The sequence below is a fragment of the Flavobacterium sp. TS_SC_5 genome, assembly GCF_056156265.1.
Genome location: NZ_CM149588.1, coordinates 1,105,055 through 1,131,432, shown reverse-complemented (window position 1 = coordinate 1,131,432; position 26,378 = coordinate 1,105,055). Strand labels below are relative to the sequence as shown.

The following is a 26,378-nucleotide window of genomic DNA, read 5'->3' as shown; positions in this document are numbered from 1 at the left end:
ATTATGGCTATCAAAAAAAATAATAATCAAGCAAAAGGTACTGTCAAAGATGTTGCACATTATCAAAGGAAATTTTGGAAAATCTTCTTTATAGGCTTGGGAGGCATCGGTTTGTTTTTCCTATTTGCTTCATGGGGAATCTTTGGTTCGATGCCTTCATTTGAAGATTTAGAAAATCCTGATTCTAATTTAGCTACCGAAATCATATCGGCTGACGGAGTAGTTTTAGGAAAGTATTTTGAAAAAAACAGGTCTCAATTGCACTATTCTGATTTACCAAAAAATTTAATTGATGCATTAATCGCTACGGAAGACGCTCGCTTTTATGAGCATTCTGGCATTGATGGCAGAGGAACTTTGAGAGCCATTTTCAGTTTAGGAACTAGCGGTGGAGCGAGTACATTGACTCAGCAATTTGCCAAACAATTGCTACACGGAGAAGGTTCTAAATTCCTACCTTTTAGAATCATACAAAAAGCACAAGAATGGATAGTCGCCATCCGTCTGGAAAGACAATACACTAAAAATGAAATTATTGCGATGTATTGCAACGTGTATGATTTTGGAAATAATTCTGTTGGAGTAAGTTCTGCGGCAAAAACCTATTTTTCGAAAGAGCCAAAAGATTTAACCATCAGTGAATCGGCAATATTGGTTGGAATGTTCAAAAACTCTGGTTTATACAATCCTATCAGAAACCCACAAGGAGTGAAAAACCGCAGAAATGTGGTGCTTTCGCAAATGGAAAAAGGGAAAATCATTTCAAAAGAAGAGAAAGAAAGATTGCAAAGTTTACCAATTAAATTAAATTTCAAATTAGAAACCCATAAAGAAGGAACGGCTACCTATTTTAGAGAATACCTGCGTGATTACATGAAAAAATGGGCTGAAGAAAATAAAAAGCCGGATGGTTCTGATTACGACATATATAAGGACGGTCTGAAAATTTACACCACTATTGATTCCAGAATGCAATTGCATGCTGAAGAAGCGGTTACGGCGCACATGGCAAACCTTCAAGAAGAGTTTTTCAATCAATCTAAAGGAAATAAAAATGCTCCTTTTGTCAATATTTCTTCTGTAGAAACACAACGCATTCTGAATCAGGCCATGAAATCATCCAACCGCTGGGCTGTGATGAAATCAATGGATAAAAGTGACGAAGAAATTATAAAATCATTTAGCGAAAAAACAGAAATGACCGTCTTTTCTTGGAAAGGAGAAAAAGATACTATCATGACACCGCTGGATTCTATTCGATATTACAAACATTTTTTACAATCTGGATTGATGGCCATGGAACCGCAAACCGGTAATGTAAAAGCTTGGGTTGGTGGTATCAATTATAAATATTTCCAGTACGATCACGTAGGACAAGGTGCCAGACAAGTAGGTTCGACTTTCAAACCGTTTGTTTACGCAACCGCCATCGAACAATTGAATATGTCTCCTTGTGACTCGATTATTGACGGACCATTCGTAATCAGAAAAGGACGCCATCATGTTACCGAAGATTGGGAACCTAGAAATTCAGACAACAAATACCGCGGAATGGTTACTTTGAAAAGAGGTTTGGCAAATTCCATAAATACGATATCAGCAAAATTAATTGATAAAGTTGGACCGGAAGCCGTAATCGATTTAACCCATAAATTAGGCGTAAAATCCGAAATTGTAAACCAACCTTCCATTGCGTTGGGAGCTGTTGAAATAACTGTTGAAGACATGGTTGCTGCTTACAGCACTTTTGCCAATCAAGGCGTTTATATGAAACCACAATTTATATCTAAAATTGAAGATAAAAGTGGTGTGATAATCTACGAGCCAATTCCTGAGTCTCATGATGTTTTAAATAAAGATATCGCTTATGCGGTTGTCAAATTACTAGAAGGTGTGACCGAGGGTGGATCTGGAGATCGTTTGCGTACCACTGGCGGCGGAAGCGGAGACAACCGTTGGACCGGTTATCCGTATCAATTTAAAAACCCAATTGCGGGAAAAACAGGAACTACACAAAACCAGTCTGATGGTTGGTTTATGGGAATGGTTCCTAATCTTGTAACCGGTGTTTGGGTCGGTTGCGAGGATCGTTCAGCACGTTTCAAAAGCCTTACTTACGGTCAGGGAGCCACAGCAGCACTACCGGTTTGGGGTTATTTCATGAAGCTGTGTTATGCTGATCCGGCCCTCAAAGTTTCTAAGGAAAGCTTTGAAAGACCCGCAAATCTTTCTATAAAAGTAGACTGTTACGTACCTAGAAAAGTAGTAGACACAACTGCCGTAGAACAAGATACCGAAGAATTTGAATTGTAAAAGTTTCATCTGGAGCTAATCCAGCTAACCGCTATATCTTTCTGATCCTGAAAAAATCAGGACCAGAAAGGATGTCGCTTTTATCTGGGCTAGGGCTTTGGTTCTAAAATTCAAATTCTGTTGTTCTTAGTATTACAAACAGACTTACTTCTTCTTTAAATAATATTCGACAAACAGCAAATCACTTATATGATTAACAAAAAAGTAAATAACGTTCAGGACGCCCTTCAAGGAATTGAAAATGGGATGACTATCATGCTTGGCGGTTTCGGATTATGTGGTATTCCAGAAAATTCCATAGCCGAATTAGTAAAAAAAGCAACTAAGGATTTAACCTGTATTTCAAACAATGCGGGTGTCGATGATTTTGGTCTTGGACTGCTTTTACAAAAGCGTCAAGTCAAGAAAATGATTTCATCATACGTGGGCGAAAATGCCGAATTTGAACGCCAAATGCTTTCTGGAGAACTAGAAGTAGATCTTATTCCTCAAGGAACTTTAGCAGAACGTTGTCGTGCGGCACAAGCAGGAATTCCTGCTTTTTTCACACCAGCCGGTTATGGAACTGAAGTAGCCGAGGGTAAAGAAGTCCGTGAATTCAATGGTAAAATGCATGTCATGGAACATGCTTTCAATGCTGATTATGCGATCGTAAAAGCATGGAAAGGTGATGAAGCCGGAAACTTAATATTCAAAGGAACTGCAAGAAATTTCAATCCTTGTATGGCCGGAGCAGCAAAAATTACTATCGCCGAAGTAGAAGAATTACTGCCTGCAGGAAGTTTAGATCCAAACGAAATTCATATTCCTGGGATATTCGTACAACGCATCTTTCAAGGAGAGCAATACGAAAAGAGAATCGAGCAACGTACCGTTAGAGAACGAAAATAGATAATAGACGAATAGAGATAACTCTTTATTTATTAAACTTAATGAACCTTAATTTCTTAATGGTTTAAAAAATCTAAACAGTTTTATTTATGTTAGACAAAATAGGAATAGCAAAACGAATTGCACAAGAATTGAAAGACCGTTATTACGTGAATCTCGGAATCGGAATTCCTACACTTGTCGCTAATTATATTCCGGAAGGAATTGACGTTGAATTTCAAAGTGAAAACGGAATTCTTGGCATGGGTCCTTTTCCTTTTGAAGGCGATGAAGACGCGGATTTAATCAACGCAGGGAAACAAACCATCACTACTTTGCCCGGAGCAAGTTTCTTTGATTCTGCTTTCAGTTTTGGAATGATCCGTGGACAACATGTTGATTTAACAATTCTTGGAGCGATGGAAGTGGCCGAAAATGGTGATATTGCTAACTGGAAAATTCCAGGAAAAATGGTCAAAGGAATGGGAGGCGCAATGGATTTAGTGGCTTCGGCTGAGAATATTATTGTTGCCATGATGCACGTTAACAAAGCCGGAGAATCAAAAATTCTTAAAAAATGCTCTTTGCCATTAACGGGTGTAGGCTGCGTTAAAAAAGTAGTAACAGAGCTTGCAGTACTAGAAGTTACTCCAGCAGGTTTTAAGCTTTTAGAGCGTGCGCCAGGCGTTACAGTTGAACACATCATCGCTTCCACCGAAGCAACACTAATCATTGATGGAGAAATTCCAGAAATGGCAATAGATTAATAGTAATTAACGAAAATATTTTACAACAAAATGCATCCCTAATCAGGATGCATTTTTTATTTTCAATCTAATTACTACACTTTATTACAACGAAAAACCATATCACAAAAGAATTAGCCTGACAAACGTGAGTTTTCTTAAAATTCGCACCAACTGAAAATAAAGCAGTAAATAAAACTCAAAATACAAGCGAAGCTATTGCAGCTACCCGAAATTCCGGGAAACAATCCATCAGAACTACTTTAAGCGGAGCTATCTGCATATTAACGGAGGATGCACACGGATGCGAAATAATGACTTACTACATAAAAAAAAGGAACAAATTATTCTACTACTATCAACTTTGTAGATACAGAAAATAATTGTACTGCTGCAGAATTCAAAAATGTTAACAAAGAAAATGGAGCATTAGACGCACATTGAGGAGCAGAAAAAAACGCTGAAAAAAAACCACAGACACACAAATAATAAATATTTGAATATCTGTGGTTAAAATTTGATAAGTCTAATGTTATCCCATCTTTTACAGTTACAAATTGAAGAACAGGCCAAATTGATGGCTGTTTCCAAAAATGGCACTGACTTTGTCTTGCTGAACATAACCGAAATTGTAACCAACTCCAAGCCCTTTTATATTCAATCCAAAGCCCATATTAATCTGGCCATTATCTACATAACCAACCTGTAGCCAACCTCTTTTTTGGTAATTCAAATTCAAACTATTGGTTAGTTCATATCGATTACTTTGTGTTTGTGCATACAAAATCGACGGAACAAGATCAAGCTCTTTACCTACTTTAAACTTGTACTCTGTGTAGGCTGTGACTTCATTGTTGTACGGTTTTTCTTTACCTAAAGAAGGAAGCGCTACTGAGAATTGGAAGTTTTTAAACTTGTAGACAAAACCAAGTTCTAAGCCCAGTTTGTTTTCATAGAAATTCTCTCCAGACAAATAAGGATCATTTAAATCCACAAAACTATTTGGCGTAAAGCCAGTTTTGAAATCGATATTTTGCTGATTAAAACTCAGTCCAAAACCAACGGATAACGTTTGGTTTTCGGATAAATCCACCCGATAAGCGAAGGCTTGTTTAACTTGCATTTGCGAAAAACTACCCGCAGTTATTTTAGTAAAAACCGTTGCTGTTGATAACTTACTGCCCAGTGGCAAATCAAGGGTTAGTTGCTGCCATTTGAATGCATTAGCATCTTCGACTTTGTTTGGAGTTGATCCTACTACGAGTGACATGCGCATTTTATCGAGCTCACCAGCATAGGCAACATTGACACCTAACTTATTTTGCTGAATCAAGCGATTGTTTAATTGGTACTGCGCCTTACCCGAAGAGATAATGAACAAGACAAGAACTACACTGTACACTATATTTTTTCCTAAATATTTCATTTATTTTTTAATTATTGATCATTTACAAAGTTTAACTTATGGTAATTTGAAGTTGTTACACTAATTGTAAACCAGCCTAACAAGCTCTTTGTAAACACGTTCTTTGTTGCTTGGGTCCTTTCCTGTAAAATATAAATAATACTCTCCTTCTGCTAAGCCATTACCCGTCCAGTCATTTTTATAATTGCTCGTACTGAGAACCATTTGACCTTTAGAATTATAAATAGCCAAAACATAATTACTGTACAACTGTATATTATTAATGAGTAATCGATCATTGAGACCATCTCCATTTGGCGAAACCAAATTGTTGTACATCAAAGTATCATTAACTGTAAACTCAATAGTTACGTTTACAGTAACGGTATCAGACAGTTTAGGAGATCCATTATCTGTTACTTTAACGGTAAAACTATAGCTCGTTTTGTTGTTAGGATCAATTGTACCATCAAAGCTTAAAATTCCGTCTTTAGTAATGACAAAAGGAACTTGCTGACCCGGGCTTATTTCCCAACTTAGGACGCTATTTGCATCCACATCTGTTGCTTCTACTTTGCCAATATCAGTAGCATTATTAGACAAACCTGCTAACACAAAGTCTACTGCATTTGATCCAACATTTTTAGTGATTACTGGATTTTCGTTTACGTCTAGGGCGTAAATAGTAATTTTCTCCTTTACTTCACCACCTCTTTGATCATTACTAATAAGCTCAAATTGAAAAACGTTTTGCTTTTCGAAATCCAAACTTTTCTTTAACACCAGCTGATCACCTACAAGATCAAAGTTCAAATAATCAGAACCGCTTATAGAAAAGCCATATAAACTAGTATCCTTATCCTGATCTTTAGTCCTTAATGTTCCTATGACAGTACCCGCAGGTAGATTTTCATTGATTTTATCATTACTTATTGTGATTAAAACAGGGGTGTCATTGATGTCATTGATAGTAATTACATAGTTAGCAAACAGTACTTCGCCCAAGGTATTTTGTGCCTTAATACGAATTTTGTAACTGTTTTTAGTTTCAAAGTCAAACATTTCTTTAGACTTCAAGCTATTTCCTGTGATTTCGAATGAGGCATTATCCTCTCCGCCTACACCATCAACTAATGTTAAGGCAAATACAGTGCGATTTTCCTTAATCACCGTAAAATCACCCACTACAGAAGCAACAACTTGGTTCTCGTCAATGTTCACTTTGGACAAACTAAAAATAGTTGGTAATTTATCATCTAGTACTGTGATCGTAAAAGATTGCTCTAAAACATCTCCACGACTACTTGCCGCTTGAACACGAATTTTGTAAGTACTTTTTGATTCGAAGTCAAAAATACTTTTCACCTTCAGGCTATTGCCAATAATTTCAAAAGAAGCATTATCATCTGCACCCACACCTTCGATAAAAGTTAATACAAATGCATTTCTATCTTCCCTAACAACCGTAAAGTCTCCAACCACAGTTGCAACAGGTTGATTTTCGTCAATGGTTAATTTAGATAAAGTAAAAACCGTTGGTAATTTATCGTCTAATACTGTTAACGTGAAAGCTTGCTCTAAAACATCTCCACGACTGCTTGCTGCTTGCACACGAATTTTGTAAATATTTTTAGTTTCGAAGTCAAAAATGCTCTTCACCTTCAAACTATTTCCTGCGATTTCGAATGAAGAATTATCCTCACCGCCTATTCCGTCAACTAATGATAAGGTAAATGCAGTTCTATCTTCTTTAGCGACTGTAAAATCACCTACAACAGTTCCAATAGCTTGGTTCTCCTCGATAGTTGATTTTGATAAAGTAAAAACCGTTGGTAATTTATCGTCTAGAACCGTTATTTCAAAAATTTTCTCGACAACTTCTTTACGAATACTTATCCCTTGAACACGAATTTTATAAATACTTTTCGTTTCAAAATCGAAGATGCTTTTCACTAATAGTTTATTTCCTATAATTTCAAATGAAGAATTATCAAAACCTCCGTCACCAGCAACAAGCGAAAGATCCGAAACGACTCTATCTTCTATCAGTACATTAAAATCGCCTACTACAGTTCCCACAGCTTGGTTTTCGTTTATCGTTAATTTTGACAAAGTAAAAACAGTCGGTAAAGTAACAGGATAGGCAGGCATTTGCACCGCAACAGTCCATTCCTTCACAACATTTAGATCTTCAGAATAGACTTTGAAAACAACCGGATTGCTAAAATCCAAACTATTTGAACCCGAAGTTTGTTGCACATTTCCAATATACACGGTAGCCCCAGGGCTACTTGTAAAAGTATTATTTAATGCTTTTACCGTTTGTCCTGGATTAAGAAACACTGTTACTTTATTACCTACAATGGTTATGTCATTGCGAGTCACGCCAACAAAACCAACATCTAAAAGATCTGCACCTTGACGTAAAGCATTGTTTGAAAAAATATACGTTTGAGACAGATTCCCAAAATTGGCATTGGATGTAAAACTTGCTGTTTTAAAAACATCTTTAACAACGTTTTTTGTCGAATCATACATTTTAAAACTTATCGTTTCATTATTTGTATTCGCAAAAACAGTCAGATAAGCATAGTACTTGTTTTCGGTAGCCACATAGATCAAATTAGTTACACCGCGACATTCTCCATTTACAAATGCAGCTACTTTATCATTAACATTAGCTAATCGAACTCCATCAATATTTAAAGATCCAACAAAAGTCATTGTGTATTGAAAATCATTTTCCTTCAAAGTCCAAGACGGAGACTGACCAAAAGTGCTAAAACTCACTAGAAACAGTACAATAGTGCTGTATATAAAATTTTTCATAGTTTAAATTTTAAATTGATTTAAATTGCCAAAACACCTAAAATGGTGTCTTGGCATCTAAATTCATTTAATACTAGTTCTTCATCACTTTATGAGTGATGATTCCTCCATTTATATTAATTTGAAGTACATAAACACCAGATGCAACGCTTGGTTGGATTTTTAATACATTTTCCCCCTTGACAACATTTTGTTTAACATCTAGTACTACTTTACCAGATAATGAATACAGTGTGATACTAATATTTTGATCCTTAACTGCATTTGCTTTAATAGTTATTTCATTATTAAATGGACTAGGATAAATACTCACCCCCTCTGTCATCTCATCTAGTAAGATAGGTTTCGAAATTGTCCCTAGTACATCGTTTCCTTTGAAAGTAAATTTCTTCGATGTTTTCTTAGTACTTATTCCGTTACCAATGTAAAACGCTAGCTCTTCAGTAGTATCGCCGTAAACCGTTATAAAACTCAGTTTACTATCATTTACAGATTGATTAGTCGCTGACCCTTTTAAGACACCTTGAGCATCATAAACAAACAATTCATTGTATCCTGTAGGTAATAAAACCACCGCATTCATGTTATCAGGATATTGCTTAAACTCAGCTCTAATAGGTTCTTGACTAACATCATTTGCATTATCCGACTTTTTAGCCGTTTTGATTTTACTCGTACTTGCTAAATAACTTGGATATTTAAACGTTTGTGCTTTAGAAGATTTCACCATGTATCCTTTACCAGATTCTAAGTAATTAAGGGTACCATTCCATCCAATAAGCGGATCGTAAATTGCAAACAAGTTTTGTGATTTAATCACATCCCCATCTGCTGCTTCAAAATAGGCTAGAGCTTCATTTGTAAGTTGGTTTCTTCCTAAAGTATACGGAAGCCAGTTCCATTTCTCTTGCATTGGGAAACTCCAATTACTAACATCAATAGCATTTCCTTTAATAGTCAACGATTGCTCATGCGTTAAGTACACTTTGACCATTTTAGAATTAGTTAAACCACCATTAGCCGAAATAGTTCCAGACCAACCACTATTTGCCGGTATCGCTTCATTCTTAAAGTAGGTTTCCAAACGCGCTGGCGAATTGGTCAACATACGATCAGAAGTTTCTAATTTCAATCCACTAGTTAATGTGTTAAGATTAGCAAAATTAGGATCGTTTACATTTGTCGACAACCATGTCCAACCCGAATTAAGAGCTAGTTTTTGCTCAACAACTAAAGAGTTTTCAAAACTAACAGGTAAACTAAGCTTTCCTAGGACTTGATTTTCTTCAAACGGAATCGTTGATTTGGTATCTGCATTTGCTAACAATACAAGCCCGCTAGAGGCATCCCAAATTTTAAAATTTAATTGTTCAGTAGTGTTTATGTCATTACTGTAAATGGTAAAATAAGTTATCCATTTATCAACACTAGTTATTTTTTTTAATGAAGAAACACCTCTCAATTCATTTCCTACAAAAGCTGCAACCATGTCATACTTATCGTCTGATAGTATTCCATCTACTTTGATCTGACCAACAATGTTCATACTATAAATAAATTTAGTAGGGTCAATAGTCCAATCTGGGGTTTTTGCAAGAACACGTAAGTTTAATTGCAATAACTTATCAAAACCAAAATCTGTTTTTAGATGCAAGTTTTCAAAATAGCTACCGGTAGCAACTAAATCAGATATAGTTGCCTTGATTACAAGTGTACTATTTGGATTCAAGACACCCGATGTTTTACTTAACGTTAACCAGTTTGGTATGTTTGTTATTTCATAAGGCTGACTTTTTCCTCCTCTATTTACAAGAGTAATATTAAAATCGCTAGTTTCATCTTGGGGTTTTACAATATCCAAGACACCGTCATTTGCCTTATCAGCAAACCATGAAACATCATTTTTATTGATCAAAGCTGTCCAAGTAATAGGAGAATTTTGCTCATTTCCTAATGCATCATACATGCGATGGACCGTAATATCCAAAACTTGTCCTTCTAAAGACGCCCAATTGGTCACGTCTGGTTCTAAAATCATTTCATCCTGATTGACCACATGATTTACCTTGAACTTAATAAGAGGACGTTGTGGAATTAAAGCAGGCGTTTCGCTACTATAACTTAGTGTTCCACCAAGGTTTAAGCTAGCCGTTGTATCTTCTACATTGTTACCAGCAATTAATCTTGTATACGTAGGCGCTATTGCGTTATTACTACCATCTGTTGCTTTATTGAAACGGGAATAAAACACCAATCCTAATTGCTCTCTATCAATTTCTGAGTATTGATCACGCAAAAATTGCTCTTGTGTTCTGGCAGAATTCCAAAATGTAAACTCATCCAATAATCCTGTGTAATGATCACTAAATGTTTCGGAACCCGTTTGATCTATAAAAGCACGTGCACCAAACCATATTTTATTTCCAGAAAACCCACCGATTCCTTTTGGCGACAGCGCCGTTACTTTTTCTCCATCTAGATACGTGTTTAATGACCCCAAACGGTTTAATACCACTACTACATGATGCCAAGCATCATTATTAACAGCTTTTTCAGTAAGGTTAAATTTATTTCCTTCGCTCAAAAACTGTAATTTTCCTGTACTTGAATCTACAGTAATAGCCCACTTACCGTCTCCGCCATTGGCTTGATTCAAATCAGTACCATCCCCTTTACCGTTAGAGAATAGGGTTCCTGAATTTCCAGCATTGGCTTTCATCCAAAAACTTATCGTGGCATCCATTTCTTTGTTTAATACGACAAAACCTGATTTATCCATTGCCAAGTAATTTTGACCCGTAAATGCATATGATTCGCCTTTAGGTTTAATATCCCAACTAGCGGTAATTTTTGCATGTTTAAAACGTGCCGCATCTTTGGCTACAATCCCTTTTCCTTCTTGCATAGACCAAAAACCTAACAAGTTAGCTTCGTTTCCAAGTGTTTGTGAACGCATGTTGGCTGCAGCATCTACACTTGAGATGTATTTGTTCCAATAACGTAAACTATGTATATTTCCTTGAAATGCACTATTACCCACAATTAGGCTTTCATTAGAATCAAATTTTAAATTAGCAAATTGGTTTTCTACCAAGATCGCATCATCTTTATAGATACCCATATAACCATCACTAACACGATACGTAACCGCATAATGATGAAATAAATCACTTGTATTTAGATCCGTTTCTATACGTTTACCTGCAAGTTCAAAATAAATTTTATTTGTTGCCGTTAGACCTACTTGAAAATTATTTGTTTGTTTCAAAATAGTAGCTCCTGTGTTAATAGGAGTTTTGTTAAGCATCCACCATTCAAAAGTGATGTTACCTGAACTAACATTTGGTTTTTCAATAACTGCAGAACTAGTTGCGCCACTAAATTGTAGGGAAACATTATTGTCTATTAGCAATTGGTTCGTACTTCCAGAAATTTCAATTTGACTGATAGCTGAGTTGTAAAAAATAGGTTCGTTAAAACTTACTTTTATATCATCCCCTGCATTCAAAATACCATTGGTTGGTTCTGGGGAAGCAAAACGTCTTGGGCTGGTAAAATCTACTTTTCCGGCTATTGTAGGAGATACATATTGTGTATTATTACTACAATAACTTATCGCTCTAATTTCGTAAGCACCATCTTGTAACGGAATGTCTCCGTCTTTTTTCCCTGCCACATACCACTCAAAAGGTACTTGGTTATTTTTTTCATCAATACTTATCAAACTTAACGTAGTTACATCAGCTCCATTTGTAACCGCAAGATCTAAATCTGTTTGATTCTTATAATAGGTATGTAAATTACTCCACGTAGTCGAAGTGGCTAGTCGGTATTGCAATTGCATACGACTAAAGTTTGTATAGTTTTTATTATAAGCACCTAGCTTAATAGACAAAGGATCTCGTGCAGATGCCCCTGAGAATTTAGAAACCGTTCTATTGAATACCCAGTTCTCTTTAGGTTCTTCTACATTTACAATAGAACACGCTGGTACAAAATGAGCTGTTACGGGTACTTCGGCACTAATATCTGCACCATCGCATAAAGATTGCAAACGAATTATAATGTCTTTATAGTCAAATACATTGGCACTCGATTTTTGCATGGTTAAACGATAAGGTACTTTTTTGCCATAAGGAACACTTACTACTGTTCCGTTTTGTTCTATATTAAAAATAGCGTTGTTTGGATTAGAGATGTTATCAACCACCAAAAGATAGTTGGCATCTATACCCTCTGCTGCGCCGTTGTTTTCTAGTATAAGTTCAAACTCAGCTTTATCACTTTCTTGGACATCAAATACTTCAGCTACTTTTACCGAAATAATTGGTTTTTCTACCGCTTGTGTGGCGTAGCTTAGTCTTTCACGTTTAACTTCTGCTAATAAAGGTATATCCGCAGCGGCTGCATCGTAATCTGATTTATTGTAGAAATTAGACAATTCTGGTCCTTCATATGGGCAAGAAGAACGTCCACCCTGAGTACTAAACACAGGGCCATTTCCATCAAAAGCATTAATTATATCTACACTAAAAAAGTTGCTAGGATCGTTGTCTTTTAATGTATAAGAAATAGCAGTTGTTTTGACATTTTCACTTTCACTACCATCACTTCTTCCTTGGTTAAGTGTTAAATAAGGACTAACTACAACACCAACAGATTCATTGGCAATAAATCCTACTTCAGCTTTTACCGATTCTTCAAAATCAAATGCAACCTCAAAACTTTCTTGACTTACTGTGATTGTTTCTGTTTTTTGTGTATATTCTCCTACTCCTGCGTCAAACGATACATTGTCATAGTATTTTTCCTCGATCAATTTTTCGATGTCTTTGTAAAAATCAAAAGTCCCTACTTTTTCATCAAAATCACCTAAGGATTTTAGCGCCTGATCTTTTATAGCTTTTTTGTCATTTAAAGCCGTGTATTTTGTTTTTTCATTTTGCTGAATAACTTTTTTCCAAATGTTTCTTTGATTTACATAGCTACTCCTTTTTTGCACTCCTGGACTAGTTTCCAAAACAATACCATCGTCTATATTTTGAATAATAAGATCTAGTTCTGGTATTAAGGTGTTTAAAATATGGTGCTGTGAATATATAAAAAATGTTTTAGACGGTTGTTTATCAAAAAACATCGCTTTTTGTTTACTTATATAAAAAGACTTATCGTCAGTGGTTTTAATTTCTAAATTATCAGTTCCTGCTTTTGCTTCCGCATACGCTCCTAAATCATCATAGGAACCATAATAAACATTTTGCGAATTCCCAATATACAAATCGCCATCTGCCCCTACAAAATCAGGACTATCACTAGTGCTGATGGTCTTATTAAAGTCGTAGGTTGTAGTATTCGATTTTCCATAATCTGTAGTCACCGTTACGCCAAGCCCCATCTCCACATTTGCTCTAGATTCAGCTGAAATGACAGGACCTGTTATTGATCCTCCTGTTTCAAGTTTCGCCCCTGTTAAAACTTTCACATTTAGGCCTACATTGTTTGAGGTACTAATCGTTGTGCTATTGGTTATACTAATACTTTCTCCTTTTTCTATAGAGGCAAAACTATTAGAACCTGGTGGATCACGTAGTATAATGTCTGGACGTTCGGGAGCATTAGTCACAAAGGTTTGACTACCATCAGATAATGCTCCTAATACTATTCCTTTGTTTACATAAGCCGTTGCTGGATAAGATATCTCGTTGATCACTAAACTAATGGATAGTGTTTTTGTAAAAGGAGACGAAATAGTAGGATAACCTCCACGAAAAGTATAAATATAAACACTTGCGTCTTTAGGATCTTTGCTAAAAGTCTCGAAATTAGGTAAAGCCAAATTATTGGTTACGCTTAATTCACCATCCGTAATGGGAACCAAATCTTCTATAGGACTAGTATCTACATCTTGATTTACATAACGCTCCAAAGACTTTAATTTTATGGTATACGGTTTTGTTTGCGTGTAAATATAAACCGGTTCATCACTCACTTTAATCCCATTGGTATTAAAGGTTTTGTCCCCAATAGTTACAGTTTCATCATTTGTTTGCTGTATCGTGGTGAGTTCAGGCTTAGAACGATATATAAAGTTTTTTACATATTGGTACGGCTCTCCTTTTACAATTGTAGCGTTAGTATCTGGCATTGTAAACTCAGGCATAATCAGAGCTTTAATTTCTTCTAAATTTAATTGTTCACTTCCTGTCAATAGTTTGATCTTAGTATCGTTAACTTTTACATCATTTTCCGATAGCTTATATTCCAAAGGCAACACACGTACACGGTATTCACCCGTTTTTGTATCTGTTGAAAAGGTAAAAGTCGTTTTTGGCGTAATATTACCCGATGGTGGTTCGTAGCCCAATGCAATAGAAGCTACTCCAATATTGTTTTTAGCACTAATACGTACTTTACTTTCTACGGTTGAACCTTCTTCAAAATAGGCTACTTCTCGAATTTTATTTACTTCACCAAAACCAATAGTTTTCGCAGCTTCTACTGATCCTCCTACTACTTTACCAACTAGGGTTACACGGGAGTTGTCAATAAACGTTACAACATCGTCACGGTTTTCTACAAATTCCTGTTCACCTGTAGCGGGGTAATTCCCTTGGTGTTCCAGAGTGTGCCCATTTTTGGCTACTGTAATAATGTGCTTACCAATAGGTACCGAAATACTAAATCCCCCTTCGGCATTTGTTTCAACCGGCATGTTTTTACTGTCTAAAACTATCTGTCCGTCAATATAAATATTGGCTCCTTTAAGACCTATTTTTGGGTATAATTTAATTTCTCTTGTAGTTCCAGTCCCACTTATAGTTTCTTCATACCAATATTCTCCTTTTTCAAAAGTCTTATCCCCAACAATATAGCTGTTATAGCCTTCTAATGGCGCACTCCCTAGTGAAACAGCTGGAGAATTATCATCATTTATATCATTAAAGACACCACGTGTATCATACCGTACCACCCCATTAAAATTGAAAGAAGATTTATCTACAAAGTCTATTTTATTGACTACTTCAGATCCTTTTCCTAAATACACACTTTGTTGATTAGGATCAAATAAATGCTGTCCATACAAAGGGGTAATGCGAAAACTTTCACCTGCTCCTGAATACGGAATAGCCGTAATAGTATAGTACCCTTGACCATCAGTAACCCCTACAATTCCAAATTGTTGAGAAGAAGGAACGGCTGTCACACCCTTTTCCCATTGAATTGCTGTATTAAGATTGGAGTTGTTTTTATGATAGATAGATCCTGTACGTGATAAATCATATAAATAATTTCCAGCTCCTTCGTCCATGCGGTAGTAAGCCATTAAGTTTTTATGATTTCCGTCAATATAGCGTAAATAATCTTTTTGAATTGTAGCATCGGTTAAACTAGCATTCCACAAACGAAATTCATCTACATAAAACGCATCCGTACTACCACCAACCTCAAGCGCGTTTATACTATTTGTTAATGTAATACTTCCGGTTGGGAGGCTTGCTGTAAAATAGCTTGCATCATTTTTATATTGTTTTGTTACCTCATCAATATAGGTTGTTGTAATTGCTCGTCCATTGATATATAGCACTGGCGTGCTGTTATTTTGCAGACCAATAGTGAAGTGTGTGTATTGGGTGTTTACTGCTGTAATATCATAAAATTGCTCGATACCTTTGTCATTCACTTCTCCTGTTGGAAAACGTTTTCCGAGTACAAATGTTTGTCCCGCAATGTTAACTGTTAATGTATTATTTTCAGTATTTACAATTACTGTTTTTGCTCCACCCACATTATCTTTAACCGTAAAAAGTGTGATGTTTTGTCCATTCGCATTGGTTGGTTTCACCCAAGCTTGCAGCATTAGCGTCTCGTTGATTGGTGAGCTAATTGGATCAAAAAAAGTTGACAATTGCTTGCCATTACTTAACAAAACCGAAGATCCTAAACTAGTAACTGCCCCCTCAGGGTTGGCGTTTACTTTTACATTGGCCACAGGGCCACCACCGCTGTAGGTAACTCTACCAGAAACAATAGCCGTTGGGTTGCGATACCCGATACCTGTAATAGTGTTTCCTAAATTAATTTCTTTATCCTTATCTACCACACCAACGGCAAGCAATTTGTACTCATACAATTGCCCACCATTAACCAAAAGATCCTCATAACTGGTGGATGAAGCCGATAGATTTGCTATTTGTTCATACACTTGAGAACCCAGTAATTTTCTAAATACTTTAAAAGACCGAATTACGTTATAATTATTTGTAACCTCCCATTGTAAATTAATTTTATCACCATAGTATCCCTTCGACACTTCTAGTTGACTACTAAAAGTGGCGTTCAAGTACAGTATCTCCCAAGGAAATCGAATACTATAATTACCTTGTGTTTGTGCTTGTGGAACCAAATAAGGTACACCGACTTGCAAAGTGTAGCCATAACTTTTGCTGCTAGCACTTCCCGATACAGTGCTTTGCACTTGGGCATGCAAGCTGGGTATAGCCCAAAGCCACAGCAGGCAAAAAAAGCCTATTTTTTTTATTAATTTCATAATTTATGTTTTTAGTGCTGTTTTAGAAGTAAAGCAATACTCTACATATTTCGTGATTACTTAATTGCTTTACTTAAGAAAAAAACAAGTGCTTATAGCTTTATTATGTAGTTCACACCGAAGTTAATAGGACGAGATTCTGTCGCATTCCCATCAAGATCTGTTGTAAAGGGATGGGTATGATCTCCTGTAGTATCTGTACGACCTGACGTATTAAGACCTAGCCAATTGCCCCCTCCATCAAAACCTCCACCATTTGTATCTTTATCAAAATATCGATATTGATGACTATGATTACCTGCAGCATTAGTTGTACCTGTATGCTTATGTGATTTATTCTCTGATGTTTGTATACCTTTTAATGTGTTTGGTTCTATTTCAGCGGCATTAGCTGCATTTTCTCCAGCACCTCTTAAAAACATTCCTCGTAAATCTGGAGCATAATCCCCAACAAGTGTTATTAATGCAGCTGCTGAACCATCTGTAGCTAATCTAGCTCCGTCACACAAAGCCCAACCAAAAGGTGCTGTTGTCCCTATGTATGGCATAATAGAACCCGTAGGTACTCCGTTATTTGCCATTATAGCATAAGGCACTTGAGTAAATGCTTGGTCTGAGATTGTTACATCTTGGTTACTAGTATTCTTCCCACTAATCTTTAAAAAAGTTTGATTTGCAGCTAGAGTTGGGTATTTATTTTTATCAATATCTAAAAAAGTCGAGAACACGCCAAAAGCATCGGTAGTTACATTGCTTACTGTTTGGGTAGAAATAGTCGTGTTTGTACCATTAATTTTGTAATACAATTGCAGCGTAAGCGGAATTTGTGTGTTTGCACGGGCATTTCCATTGTCATCTCTCGCAATTCCTTGTATCGCTACACTAGAGGATGTAGATGTTATTTGACCGTAATTGATTGCTACAGTAAGCAACATTAAAAATGAAAGTAATTTTGTTCTCATAACGAATTGATTTTAAGTTTATTATTATTGGTTGTATTGCGTTTTATTGCCCCTTTGTGAAGGTGAAAAATTAAATTAAGGCGCGAAAATAATTGCTTTTGATTGAATACGACTAGCCCATTCGGACAAATCGATAGTCCATTCGGACATTTTTTAACAAAAATTTCTGTTAAAACTAGTTTTTAAATTTATATTGACAGATATTTCTTCTTTTTAAACTAGGTGTTTCCATTTGTAAAAAATAAAGCCCAATTGATGGCCACACACTAACTATTGGTCTTTAGCATGAAAAGAAAAATAAAAAAAGAGAGTAGTTAATTTGATCTATTTAGGACAAAGACCCAATACAAATTCTTTGTTTTCATTTTTTAATTATTGATTGCGATTCCTTCTAACAAACTTTTTGGTTATATTTTATAATAGAAAAATCGTATTGCTAATTCTAGACCGCTGCCAGTCCTGATAATAGTGGAAAGCCATTGCGAATTGAAAATCCGTTTTTCTTGCACTGGCAGAGCGACCAAAGGAAGCTCCTGCCAGAGCTTAGAAAAATAGGTTTGAAATAGCAATGCTTGTAACGTATAGCGGGAGTTAACTCCAAAAATAAACCGCTGTTTCACAAATTGAATTTGCAAAACAGCGGTTTATATAATTGTATGCTAAGTATCTCAGAGCCTTGGCAACTAAGTACCTTTAATTATAAATTTTCAAAGAAATCATTTCCTTTATCGTCTGTAATAATAAAAGCAGGGAAGTTTTTCACTGTAATTTTACGTACCGCTTCCATACCTAATTCTTCAAAGTCTACTACTTCTACTTTTAAGATGTTGTCTCGAGCCAAAATAGCCGCTGGACCACCTATAGATCCTAGGTAGAAACCACCGTAGGTTTTACAAGCATCCATTACTTGTTTGGTTCTATTTCCTTTGGCAAGCATAATCATACTTCCTCCGGCTTTTTGAAATTCTTCTACATACACATCCATTCTTCCAGCCGTGGTTGGACCAAAACTTCCCGATGGCATTCCCTCTGGGGTTTTAGCTGGACCAGCATAATACACAGGGTGATTTTTAAAATACTCTGGCATAGGTTTACCTGCATCCAATAATTCTTTGATCTTAGCATGTGCAATATCGCGCGCTACAATTAAAGTTCCGTTCAGTTTCAAACGTGTTTTTATAGGATATTGTGATAACTTTTTAAGTATATCAGCCATAGGTTGGTTCAAGTCAATCTCAACGGCAGGTTCTAAATGTGGTGGAGTAGCAGGCAATAAACGTCCTGGATTAACCTCAAGCTGCTCTACAAAAATACCATCCTTAGTAATTTTTCCTTTTATATTTCTATCAGCAGAACAAGAAACTCCTAAACCTACTGGGCAAGAAGCGGCATGACGCGGCAAACGAATCACACGTACATCATGCGTAAAATATTTACCTCCAAATTGTGCTCCAATAGCGCTTTCTTGACAAATCAGCTGTACTCTTTTTTCCCATTCTAAATCGCGGAATGCTTGACCAGCCATGTTTCCTGTAGTAGGCAAGTGATCAAAATATCCAGCAGAAGCTTTTTTTACTGCTGCCAAATTAGCCTCAGCCGAAGTACCACCAATTACAAATGCCAAGTGATAGGGAGGACAAGCAGAAGTTCCTAAATCCATAATTTTTGCACGTACAAAAGCGTCCATAGACTTTTCGTTTAAAAGCGATTTTGTTTGTTGGTACAAATATGTTTTATTAGCTGAACCTCCACCTTTTGCTAAAAACAAAAACTCGTACGTACTTCCTTTTTTGGCATAAATATCAATTTGTGCTGGAAGATTGGAACCAGAATTCTTTTCCTCGAACATACTTATTGGAACAATTTGGGAGTAACGCAGGTTTTTCTCTTGATAGGTGTTGAAAATCCCTTTTGAAAGCCACTCGGCATCATCGACACCTGTATATACATTTTCTCCTTTTTTAGCCATTACAATCGCTGTTCCTGTGTCTTGACAAGATGGCAATTGTCCTTCAATAGCTACTGCGGCATTTTGCAATAAATTATACGCCACAAAACGGTCGTTATCGGTTGCTTCTGGATCATCCAAAATAGCACGTAATTTTTCTAAATGTGACGTACGAAGCATAAAAGAAACGTCTTTCATGGCTTCTTGCGAAAGCAACTCCAAACCTTTGGGATCAACGGTTAAGATTTCTCTGTCAACTAATTGCTCTACTTTTACGAAATCAGATGTAATTTTTCGATACTGTGTATCATCTTTTAAAATTGGATAAGGATCCTGGTATATAAAGTCCATTGTTTTGTTGTTTTTACAAAGATAAAAAATATTTGCTGGAGCTAGTACTTAAACGGATTTGGTTTAAATAACAAACACTTCTTAACTTCCGTTTCATGGCTATAAAAAATACCATGAAAAGGATTCTTAAAAAGTGTTTCTTTTGTTGTAAAAGTATTTTATGTTAGCAAGCTTGTTACTAAAAATAAAATCACTAATCCTATCGCGATGTACTTGGAATACTTTGACATATTTGATGAATTTAAGGGTTGTTTTAAATCGTTTTTTGAGCTTTTCAAATGAATGAAAAATTGATTAAAAATCCTAGGATTTAATTTAATTAACAGATTAAATTCCGTTCCTGCAAAATAAACCGTTCCTACGGAAATTATACAAATATTTCACAGAGAGATAGGCTCGATACAATATTTTAAAAAAACCAAGTCGCCACAAAAATAGCTGTTATCACACATATCACGTCTACCAGCAACATTGTTCCTAATGCGTAACGCGTATTTTTAATATTTACAGAACCAAAATAAACGGCTATCACATAAAAAGTACTCTCAGCACTACATTGAAAAATGCTACTCAATCTTGCCGTCAAGGAATCGGCACCAAAAGTATTCATCGAATCAATCAAAAACCCTCTTGATCCTGCAGAACTGAACGGACGAAGTAAAGCGACTGGTAAAGCATCTGTAATTTCTTTGCTTACTCCCATATTAGAAAAAATGAAAGCGATCCAATTACTGATAATTTCAAATAACCCACTATTTCTGAACAAAGAAATTGCTACTAACATCCCCAAAACATAAGGAAAAATAGTTACTCCGGTTTTCACACCATTATTGGCTCCTACTACAAAACTTTCAAAAACGGTTGTAGATGCCTCCGTAAATTTTTTCTCATGAATAAAAGAAAAAATCAACGTAAAAGCAATGATTCCAATTAATATTAAAGCCGAAAGATTAGAGGTAAAATAGTTTTTTCCAATTAAATCCAAATGGTTTACATACATCAACAAACCAACAATTGCAGCTATTAGGGTAATCAATACGATAACCAAAGAAGCACTTTTGAAATTGATTCTTTGTTTAATTCCAACAATTAGAAAGGCTGCAATAGTACCAATAAAAGAAGTAATAATACAAGGCAACATCACATCCGCTGGATTGCTAGCATTAGCAGCAGCGCGATAACCTATGATAGACGTAGCAATTAAAGTAAGACCTGAAGCATGCAAACACATAAACATAATTTGTGCATCACTAGCCTTATCTTTATCTGGATTTATCTCTTGTAAACTCTCCATAGCTTTTAGACCAAAAGGAGTTGCAGCAGAATCTAATCCTAAAAAATTGGCAGCAAAATTTAAAGTCATGTATGAAATAGACGGGTGGTTTTCAGGAATGCTCGGAAATACTTTTACAAAAACTGGACTCAATGCTTTCGCCAATTTTCCAGAAGCTCCCGAAATGATTAGAAGCTCCATCAATCCACAGAAAAAAGCCAAATAAGCCATCAGCGGAAGGACTAAATCTAACAAGGTACTTTTACAGGTTGGCAATAAACCATCTGATTTTTGAACACCACTGTAGATTTTTACCGTTTTGTTTTTAAAAACATAAGTTGTATCCGCATTTAGCGTGTCGCGATTGATAATCATGGTTTGTTCTGGCGCTTTTTTGATGCTGTCTTTTATAAAAGCAGGAAGTTCTTCGGCAAATTTCTCCGAAACCAGAATTGGATCATCTTTCTTTCCGTTCAAAACGTGATCAATGGTATAACTATCTCCAGAAAACAAACTATACACTACAAATACAATTGCTGAAATAAAAATGACCAACCAGAATCTACTCAATACCATAACTTATAATTTTTGTAAATGTAATAAATCAATAACAATAGCAATAACAATGATATAATGCTTACACATGAATAATCTCGTCCTCAATTAACAATTCTTCCCTGCGTAATCTCAGGAAAATTTGTGCCACGGCTATGGTATCTTTCTCGCAATAGGTTACTATTTTATCAATATCCTTGTCTACATAAAAAACATGTCCTACTTGACTGCCGTCGATATCACCTTTAGGCGAAGGGATTCCAAGTACTTTACACATCAATTTTAAAGAAGTAAAATGTTTATAATCGCCGAATTTCCATAATTCCAAAGTATCCAAATGCGGAATTTCCCATGGTTTTTTTCCAAATAAATTCAGCTTGTCAGGAATGGCAATTTGGTTAATAATCATACGTCGAGCAAGAAAAGGAATATCAAATTCCTTAGCATTGTGACCACACAAAACATGTTGTGGCTGATTGAAATGACTGTTCAATAAATTGTTAAAATCCATCAATATTTTCTTTTCTTCTCCAAAGAAAGAAGTCACTCTAAAATTCCGAATATCACCTTTGATGGTAAAATAACCCACCGAAATACAAACGATTTTACCAAACTCGGCCCAAATTCCCGCTCGATCGTAAAAATCCTCGGCTGTGTATTCGTCTTTGCGCTGGTATTGGGTTTTATGTTCCCAAAGATCTTTCATTTCATCATCTAATACATTGAAATCTTCAGCTTCCGGAACGGTTTCAATGTCGAGAAACAGAATATTATTGAGGTTTATTTTTTCTATCATCAGCTAGGTTGGTTAGATTTTATGACTTCTTGGATTTTTAGATTAAATACAAAAAACTAATTTAGTAAACTTGATTGATTTTTTATAATCTGAGACAATCTAAATTTCTAACAATCAAAGAAATCTAAGAAGTCTGTTTTTAAAAAAGACTTTGTTGCGTAGTTGGATTCTCGTGTTCTAATAACCATTTTTTACGCCATAAACCTCCTGCATATCCAGTCAATGAACCATCTGTTCCGATGACTCTGTGACAAGGAACAACAATCCAAAGCGGATTTTTACCATTAGCAGAAGCCACAGCTCGAATGGCTTTGACATCACCCAGTTTTTTGGATAAATCCATATAACTGCAGGTTTTGCCATATGGAATTTCGAGCAATCCTTTCCAGACTTTTTGTTGGAATTCAGTTCCTTTTGGATTCAGTGGAAAGTCAAAATCGGTTCGTTTTCCTTCAAAATAATCATTGAGTTGCAAGACCGCTTCTTTTAAAACAGCAGGAATTGCAGTTGAAATTTCTCCTTCATCCGAAACTGAAATTACCGATACTCCGTTTTCATCTCCGATTATTGTGGCAATTCCTAAAGGTGTTTTGATGCATACTGTTTCCATATTTTAAAGATAAAAAAATTAACCACATTGTTCCTAAAGAAGCAACAAAGTTCAGAAAGAAATAAAAATCAGAACGTTTTAAACATAAAAAAACCACTCGCAAAGACGAATGGTTCTTCTATTTTAGCCCCGATAGCAGCGACATCTCCCGATTTAGAAAAACAAGGCTTTTTAGCCGTAGTTTTTATTTATCGGGAATACAGCGAATAGCGGGATTAGCTCCTGAAAAATATCAGGATTATTTCAAATGTGAGTAAACGTAAGCTTCTAATGCTTTTAATTCATCATCAGACATCGCTTTAGTAACCGCGAAGTTTGTTTTCATAACTTCGTATTGGCTTGGATCAACAATAGGCTCGCCTTCACCTTTTAAAAACGTGACGATATCCGCATTTTTATCTTTGTAAATCTTCGCAATATCCTGCAAGCTTGGCCCTATCACTTTCTTGTCTACTTGATGACAGGCAACACAATTCCCTTTACCTTTGAAAATTTCCTCTCCTAATTCCTCTGGAGTTTGGGCAACTTCTTCGGTAGTGGTTGGGTATAAAGGTTCTTTTTTGACTTCTTCTTTTTTACAAGAAGCAAAGGCTAAAACAGCAAATAAAAACAACGTCTTTCTCATAATATTTTTTTTAATTTTAAGTATCTAAATCACTAAAAATTACCATCCTATATACTTGGGTGGTTGAATTTGATTCAAATTCAAATATACTAAAATTTGTGCTCTGTGATGGGTAACATGATCTTGCATCAAATTAAGTATCTGTAATTTTGATTTTGGACCAGCAAAAAAATCTACTTTTTGGGAGAATTCAGCATCATTGGTTTTTTGTACAAATGCTTTTGCTTTATCAAAAGAGGATTTTATTTCTTGGATTATTTGCGCTTTCGAAAGTCCTTTTACAGCTTCTTTTTTCATATATTTCTCTTCCGAAAAATGCGTTGTACTCAACCAATTCATATTCTCTTGTATGTGAAATAACTGTTCTCTAAATGACATTTCACGGGCAGTAGGTTTGTAATCATACTTCTCTTCCGGCATAGCTTCTGCAACGGCTACCAAATAATCTTTTGAATTATCCCACTTCTCGATGAAAGTAGCAACTACCTCAACTTGTGCAAAAATGCTATTGGAAAGCAATAAAACCGCTATTATTAAACATTTTTTCATGTTTATTTGTTTAAAAGGATCGCGGCTTCTTTGGCAAAATAAGTCGAAATCAAACTGGCTCCGGCACGCTTGATACACATTAATTGTTCCATCATAATTTTATCGTGATCCAGCCAACCCCTTTCGGCAGCGGCTTTGATCATGGCATATTCACCCGAAACGTGGTATACCGTTACCGGAACATTTACCGCGTTTTTAACTTCACGAACAATGTCTAAATACGCAATTCCAGGTTTTACCATAACCATATCAGCGCCTTCTTCCACGTCCCACAAAGCTTCTTTGATGGCTTCGATGCGATTGGCGTAATCCATTTGATAGGTTTTCTTGTCTAATGGTATTTCAGCTGCGTCTACAGGAGCGCTGTCTAACGCATCACGGAACGGCCCGTAAAATGCAGAAGCGTATTTAGCCGAATAACTCATGATACCTACGTGTTGAAAACCGGCAGCGTCCAGACCTTCGCGTAAGCGCAATACGCGTCCGTCCATCATATCGCTTGGCGCAACGAAATCAGCACCAGCTTGAGCATGAGATACGGCCATTTTTACTAAAGCACCAACAGTTGAATCGTTTTCTATATCGCCGTTTGCAATAATTCCGTCATGACCATAAATGGAATAAGGATCCAAAGCCACATCAGGCATTACAATCATTTCCGGACAAGCGGCTTTGATCGCGCGAATGGCGTTTTGCATTAATCCGTTTGAATTCCATGCTTCCAGTCCCGTATTGTCTTTTAGATTTTCACTGACTTTTACATAAAGATTCACCGCACGAATTCCCAAGGCAAATAATTCATGGATTTCTTTTACGGTTAAATCAACAGAGCGACGAAATATCCCTGGCATGGAAGCAATTTCCACTTGTACATTTTCGCCTTCCGCAATAAACATAGGAAACATAAAATCCGCTGGACTCAAACTGGTTTCACGAACTAAACTTCTTATGGATTCGTTTGTTCTTAATCTTCTGCCTCGTTGTAATGGGAACATATATTTTTGTTTAAAGTTTCAGGCTTAAAAGTTTAAAGTTAAACCCATTTAAAATTTAAAATTCTGAATTTAAAATAAATCTAAATCCAATTTTTAGGATTCTCTAATACGTTTACTAATTTTTCTTCTTCGCTTCCGGCTTCTGCATGATGGTCGTAAACCCACTGCACATTAGGCGGTAAACTCATTAGAATACTTTCGATTCTTCCGTTGGTTTTTAGTCCAAATAAGGTGCCTTTGTCGTGTACCAAATTAAACTCTACATAACGACCGCGACGAATCTCCTGCCAAGTTCGGTTTTCTGCCGTATAAGGTAAATCTTTTCTTTTTTCTACAATTGGAACGTACGCTTCGAGGAAGCTATTACCGACTTCTGAAACGAAATTAAACCAGTTATCCATTGTCATTGCATCCGTTGCTTTGCAATAATCGAAAAACAGTCCGCCAATTCCACGAGCTTCATTTCGGTGAGCGTTCCAAAAATAGGCATCGCATTGTTTCTTATATTTTGGATAAAATTCTGGATTGTGTTTATCGCAAGCTGTTTTACAAGTTTGATGAAAATGAGTTGCATCTTCTTCAAACAGATAATAAGGCGTTAAATCTTGTCCGCCACCAAACCATTGCTGAATCACATTTCCGTTGTCATCGTACATTTCGAAATAACGCCAGTTAGCATGAACGGTTGGTGTCATTGGATTTTTCGGATGTAATACCAAACTCAATCCACAGGCAAAAAAATCAGCTTCGCCTACATTGAACATTTTTTGCATGGCTTCGGGTAATTTCCCGTGAACGGCCGAAATATTAACTCCGCCTTTTTCGAAAACTTTTCCGTTTTCTATCACGCGTGTTCTTCCGCCACCACCTTCCGGACGTTCCCAAAGGTCTTCACGGAATTTAGCTTCACCTTCAACTGATTCCAATCCTTTACAGATTTGGTCTTGAAGGTTTTGTATATATTGGTAAAATTGTTCTTTCATTATAAATTTGCTTTGCAGCA

The 26,378-nt window shown here is 36.1% G+C and carries 15 protein-coding genes; 3 read left to right on the top strand and 12 right to left on the bottom strand.

The features are described from left to right. Positions 1 to 3: 3 nt before the first annotated feature. The 3 genes from AC0J6S_RS04995 (at position 4) to AC0J6S_RS04985 (ending at position 3,950) form a co-directional block, all read left to right on the top strand. Positions 4 to 2,313 carry a penicillin-binding protein 1A gene (locus AC0J6S_RS04995; protein WP_474955714.1) on the top strand — a complete coding sequence of 770 codons (2,310 nt, stop codon included), beginning with the start codon at positions 4 to 6 and terminating at the stop codon, positions 2,311 to 2,313. A gap of 189 nt (positions 2,314 to 2,502) precedes the next feature. After that, positions 2,503 to 3,204, top strand: a complete 702-nt coding sequence (locus AC0J6S_RS04990) for a CoA transferase subunit A (RefSeq protein WP_474955713.1) — start codon at positions 2,503 to 2,505, stop codon at positions 3,202 to 3,204. A gap of 89 nt (positions 3,205 to 3,293) precedes the next feature. Next, positions 3,294 to 3,950 carry a CoA transferase subunit B gene (locus AC0J6S_RS04985; RefSeq protein ID WP_474955712.1) on the top strand — a complete coding sequence of 219 codons (657 nt, stop codon included), beginning with the start codon at positions 3,294 to 3,296 and terminating at the stop codon, positions 3,948 to 3,950. Positions 3,951 to 4,479: 529 nt separating this feature from the next. Here AC0J6S_RS04985 and AC0J6S_RS04980 read toward each other — a convergent pair. The 12 genes from AC0J6S_RS04980 to hemF all read right to left on the bottom strand — a co-directional run bounded on the left by AC0J6S_RS04980 (position 4,480) and on the right by hemF (position 26,358). Continuing rightward, positions 4,480 to 5,355: a PorP/SprF family type IX secretion system membrane protein gene (locus AC0J6S_RS04980; RefSeq protein WP_474955711.1), complete on the bottom strand. Its 876-nt coding sequence runs from the start codon at positions 5,353 to 5,355 to the stop codon at positions 4,480 to 4,482. A 60-nt stretch (positions 5,356 to 5,415) separates the two neighbouring features. Continuing rightward, positions 5,416 to 8,163, bottom strand: coding sequence for a cadherin domain-containing protein (locus tag AC0J6S_RS04975; RefSeq protein ID WP_474955710.1), 2,748 nt, complete (start codon positions 8,161 to 8,163; stop codon positions 5,416 to 5,418). Between the two features lie 73 nt (positions 8,164 to 8,236). Then, positions 8,237 to 16,711 (bottom strand): LamG-like jellyroll fold domain-containing protein, encoded by an 8,475-nt coding sequence (locus AC0J6S_RS04970; RefSeq protein WP_474955709.1) that lies wholly within the window; start codon positions 16,709 to 16,711, stop codon positions 8,237 to 8,239. Positions 16,712 to 16,803: 92 nt separating this feature from the next. Then, on the bottom strand, positions 16,804 to 17,673 hold the full coding sequence (locus AC0J6S_RS04965) for a phage tail protein (RefSeq protein ID WP_474955708.1): 870 nt from the start codon (positions 17,671 to 17,673) through the stop codon (positions 16,804 to 16,806). 697 nt (positions 17,674 to 18,370) lie between these two features. Further along, positions 18,371 to 19,972: a fumarate hydratase gene (locus AC0J6S_RS04960; RefSeq protein ID WP_474955707.1), complete on the bottom strand. Its 1,602-nt coding sequence runs from the start codon at positions 19,970 to 19,972 to the stop codon at positions 18,371 to 18,373. A gap of 409 nt (positions 19,973 to 20,381) precedes the next feature. Next, positions 20,382 to 21,821, bottom strand: coding sequence for a nucleoside recognition domain-containing protein (locus tag AC0J6S_RS04955; RefSeq protein WP_474955706.1), 1,440 nt, complete (start codon positions 21,819 to 21,821; stop codon positions 20,382 to 20,384). A 61-nt stretch (positions 21,822 to 21,882) separates the two neighbouring features. Next, the gene (locus AC0J6S_RS04950; protein WP_474955705.1) at positions 21,883 to 22,596 is read right to left on the bottom strand and encodes a 3'-5' exonuclease; all 714 of its coding nucleotides are present in this window, start codon (positions 22,594 to 22,596) and stop codon (positions 21,883 to 21,885) included. A 139-nt stretch (positions 22,597 to 22,735) separates the two neighbouring features. After that, entirely contained in the window at positions 22,736 to 23,206 is a 471-nt protein-coding gene (locus AC0J6S_RS04945; protein ID WP_474955704.1) for a methylated-DNA--[protein]-cysteine S-methyltransferase, read from the bottom strand. A 238-nt stretch (positions 23,207 to 23,444) separates the two neighbouring features. Continuing rightward, positions 23,445 to 23,831 carry a c-type cytochrome gene (locus AC0J6S_RS04940; protein WP_113635853.1) on the bottom strand — a complete coding sequence of 129 codons (387 nt, stop codon included), beginning with the start codon at positions 23,829 to 23,831 and terminating at the stop codon, positions 23,445 to 23,447. A gap of 39 nt (positions 23,832 to 23,870) precedes the next feature. Then, on the bottom strand, positions 23,871 to 24,380 hold the full coding sequence (locus AC0J6S_RS04935) for a DinB family protein (RefSeq protein WP_474955703.1): 510 nt from the start codon (positions 24,378 to 24,380) through the stop codon (positions 23,871 to 23,873). A gap of 2 nt (positions 24,381 to 24,382) precedes the next feature. Continuing rightward, on the bottom strand, positions 24,383 to 25,375 hold the full coding sequence (gene hemB, locus AC0J6S_RS04930) for a porphobilinogen synthase (RefSeq protein WP_474955702.1): 993 nt from the start codon (positions 25,373 to 25,375) through the stop codon (positions 24,383 to 24,385). An 80-nt stretch (positions 25,376 to 25,455) separates the two neighbouring features. Continuing rightward, positions 25,456 to 26,358 (bottom strand): oxygen-dependent coproporphyrinogen oxidase, encoded by a 903-nt coding sequence (gene hemF, locus AC0J6S_RS04925; RefSeq protein ID WP_474955701.1) that lies wholly within the window; start codon positions 26,356 to 26,358, stop codon positions 25,456 to 25,458. Positions 26,359 to 26,378 lie beyond the last annotated feature (20 nt).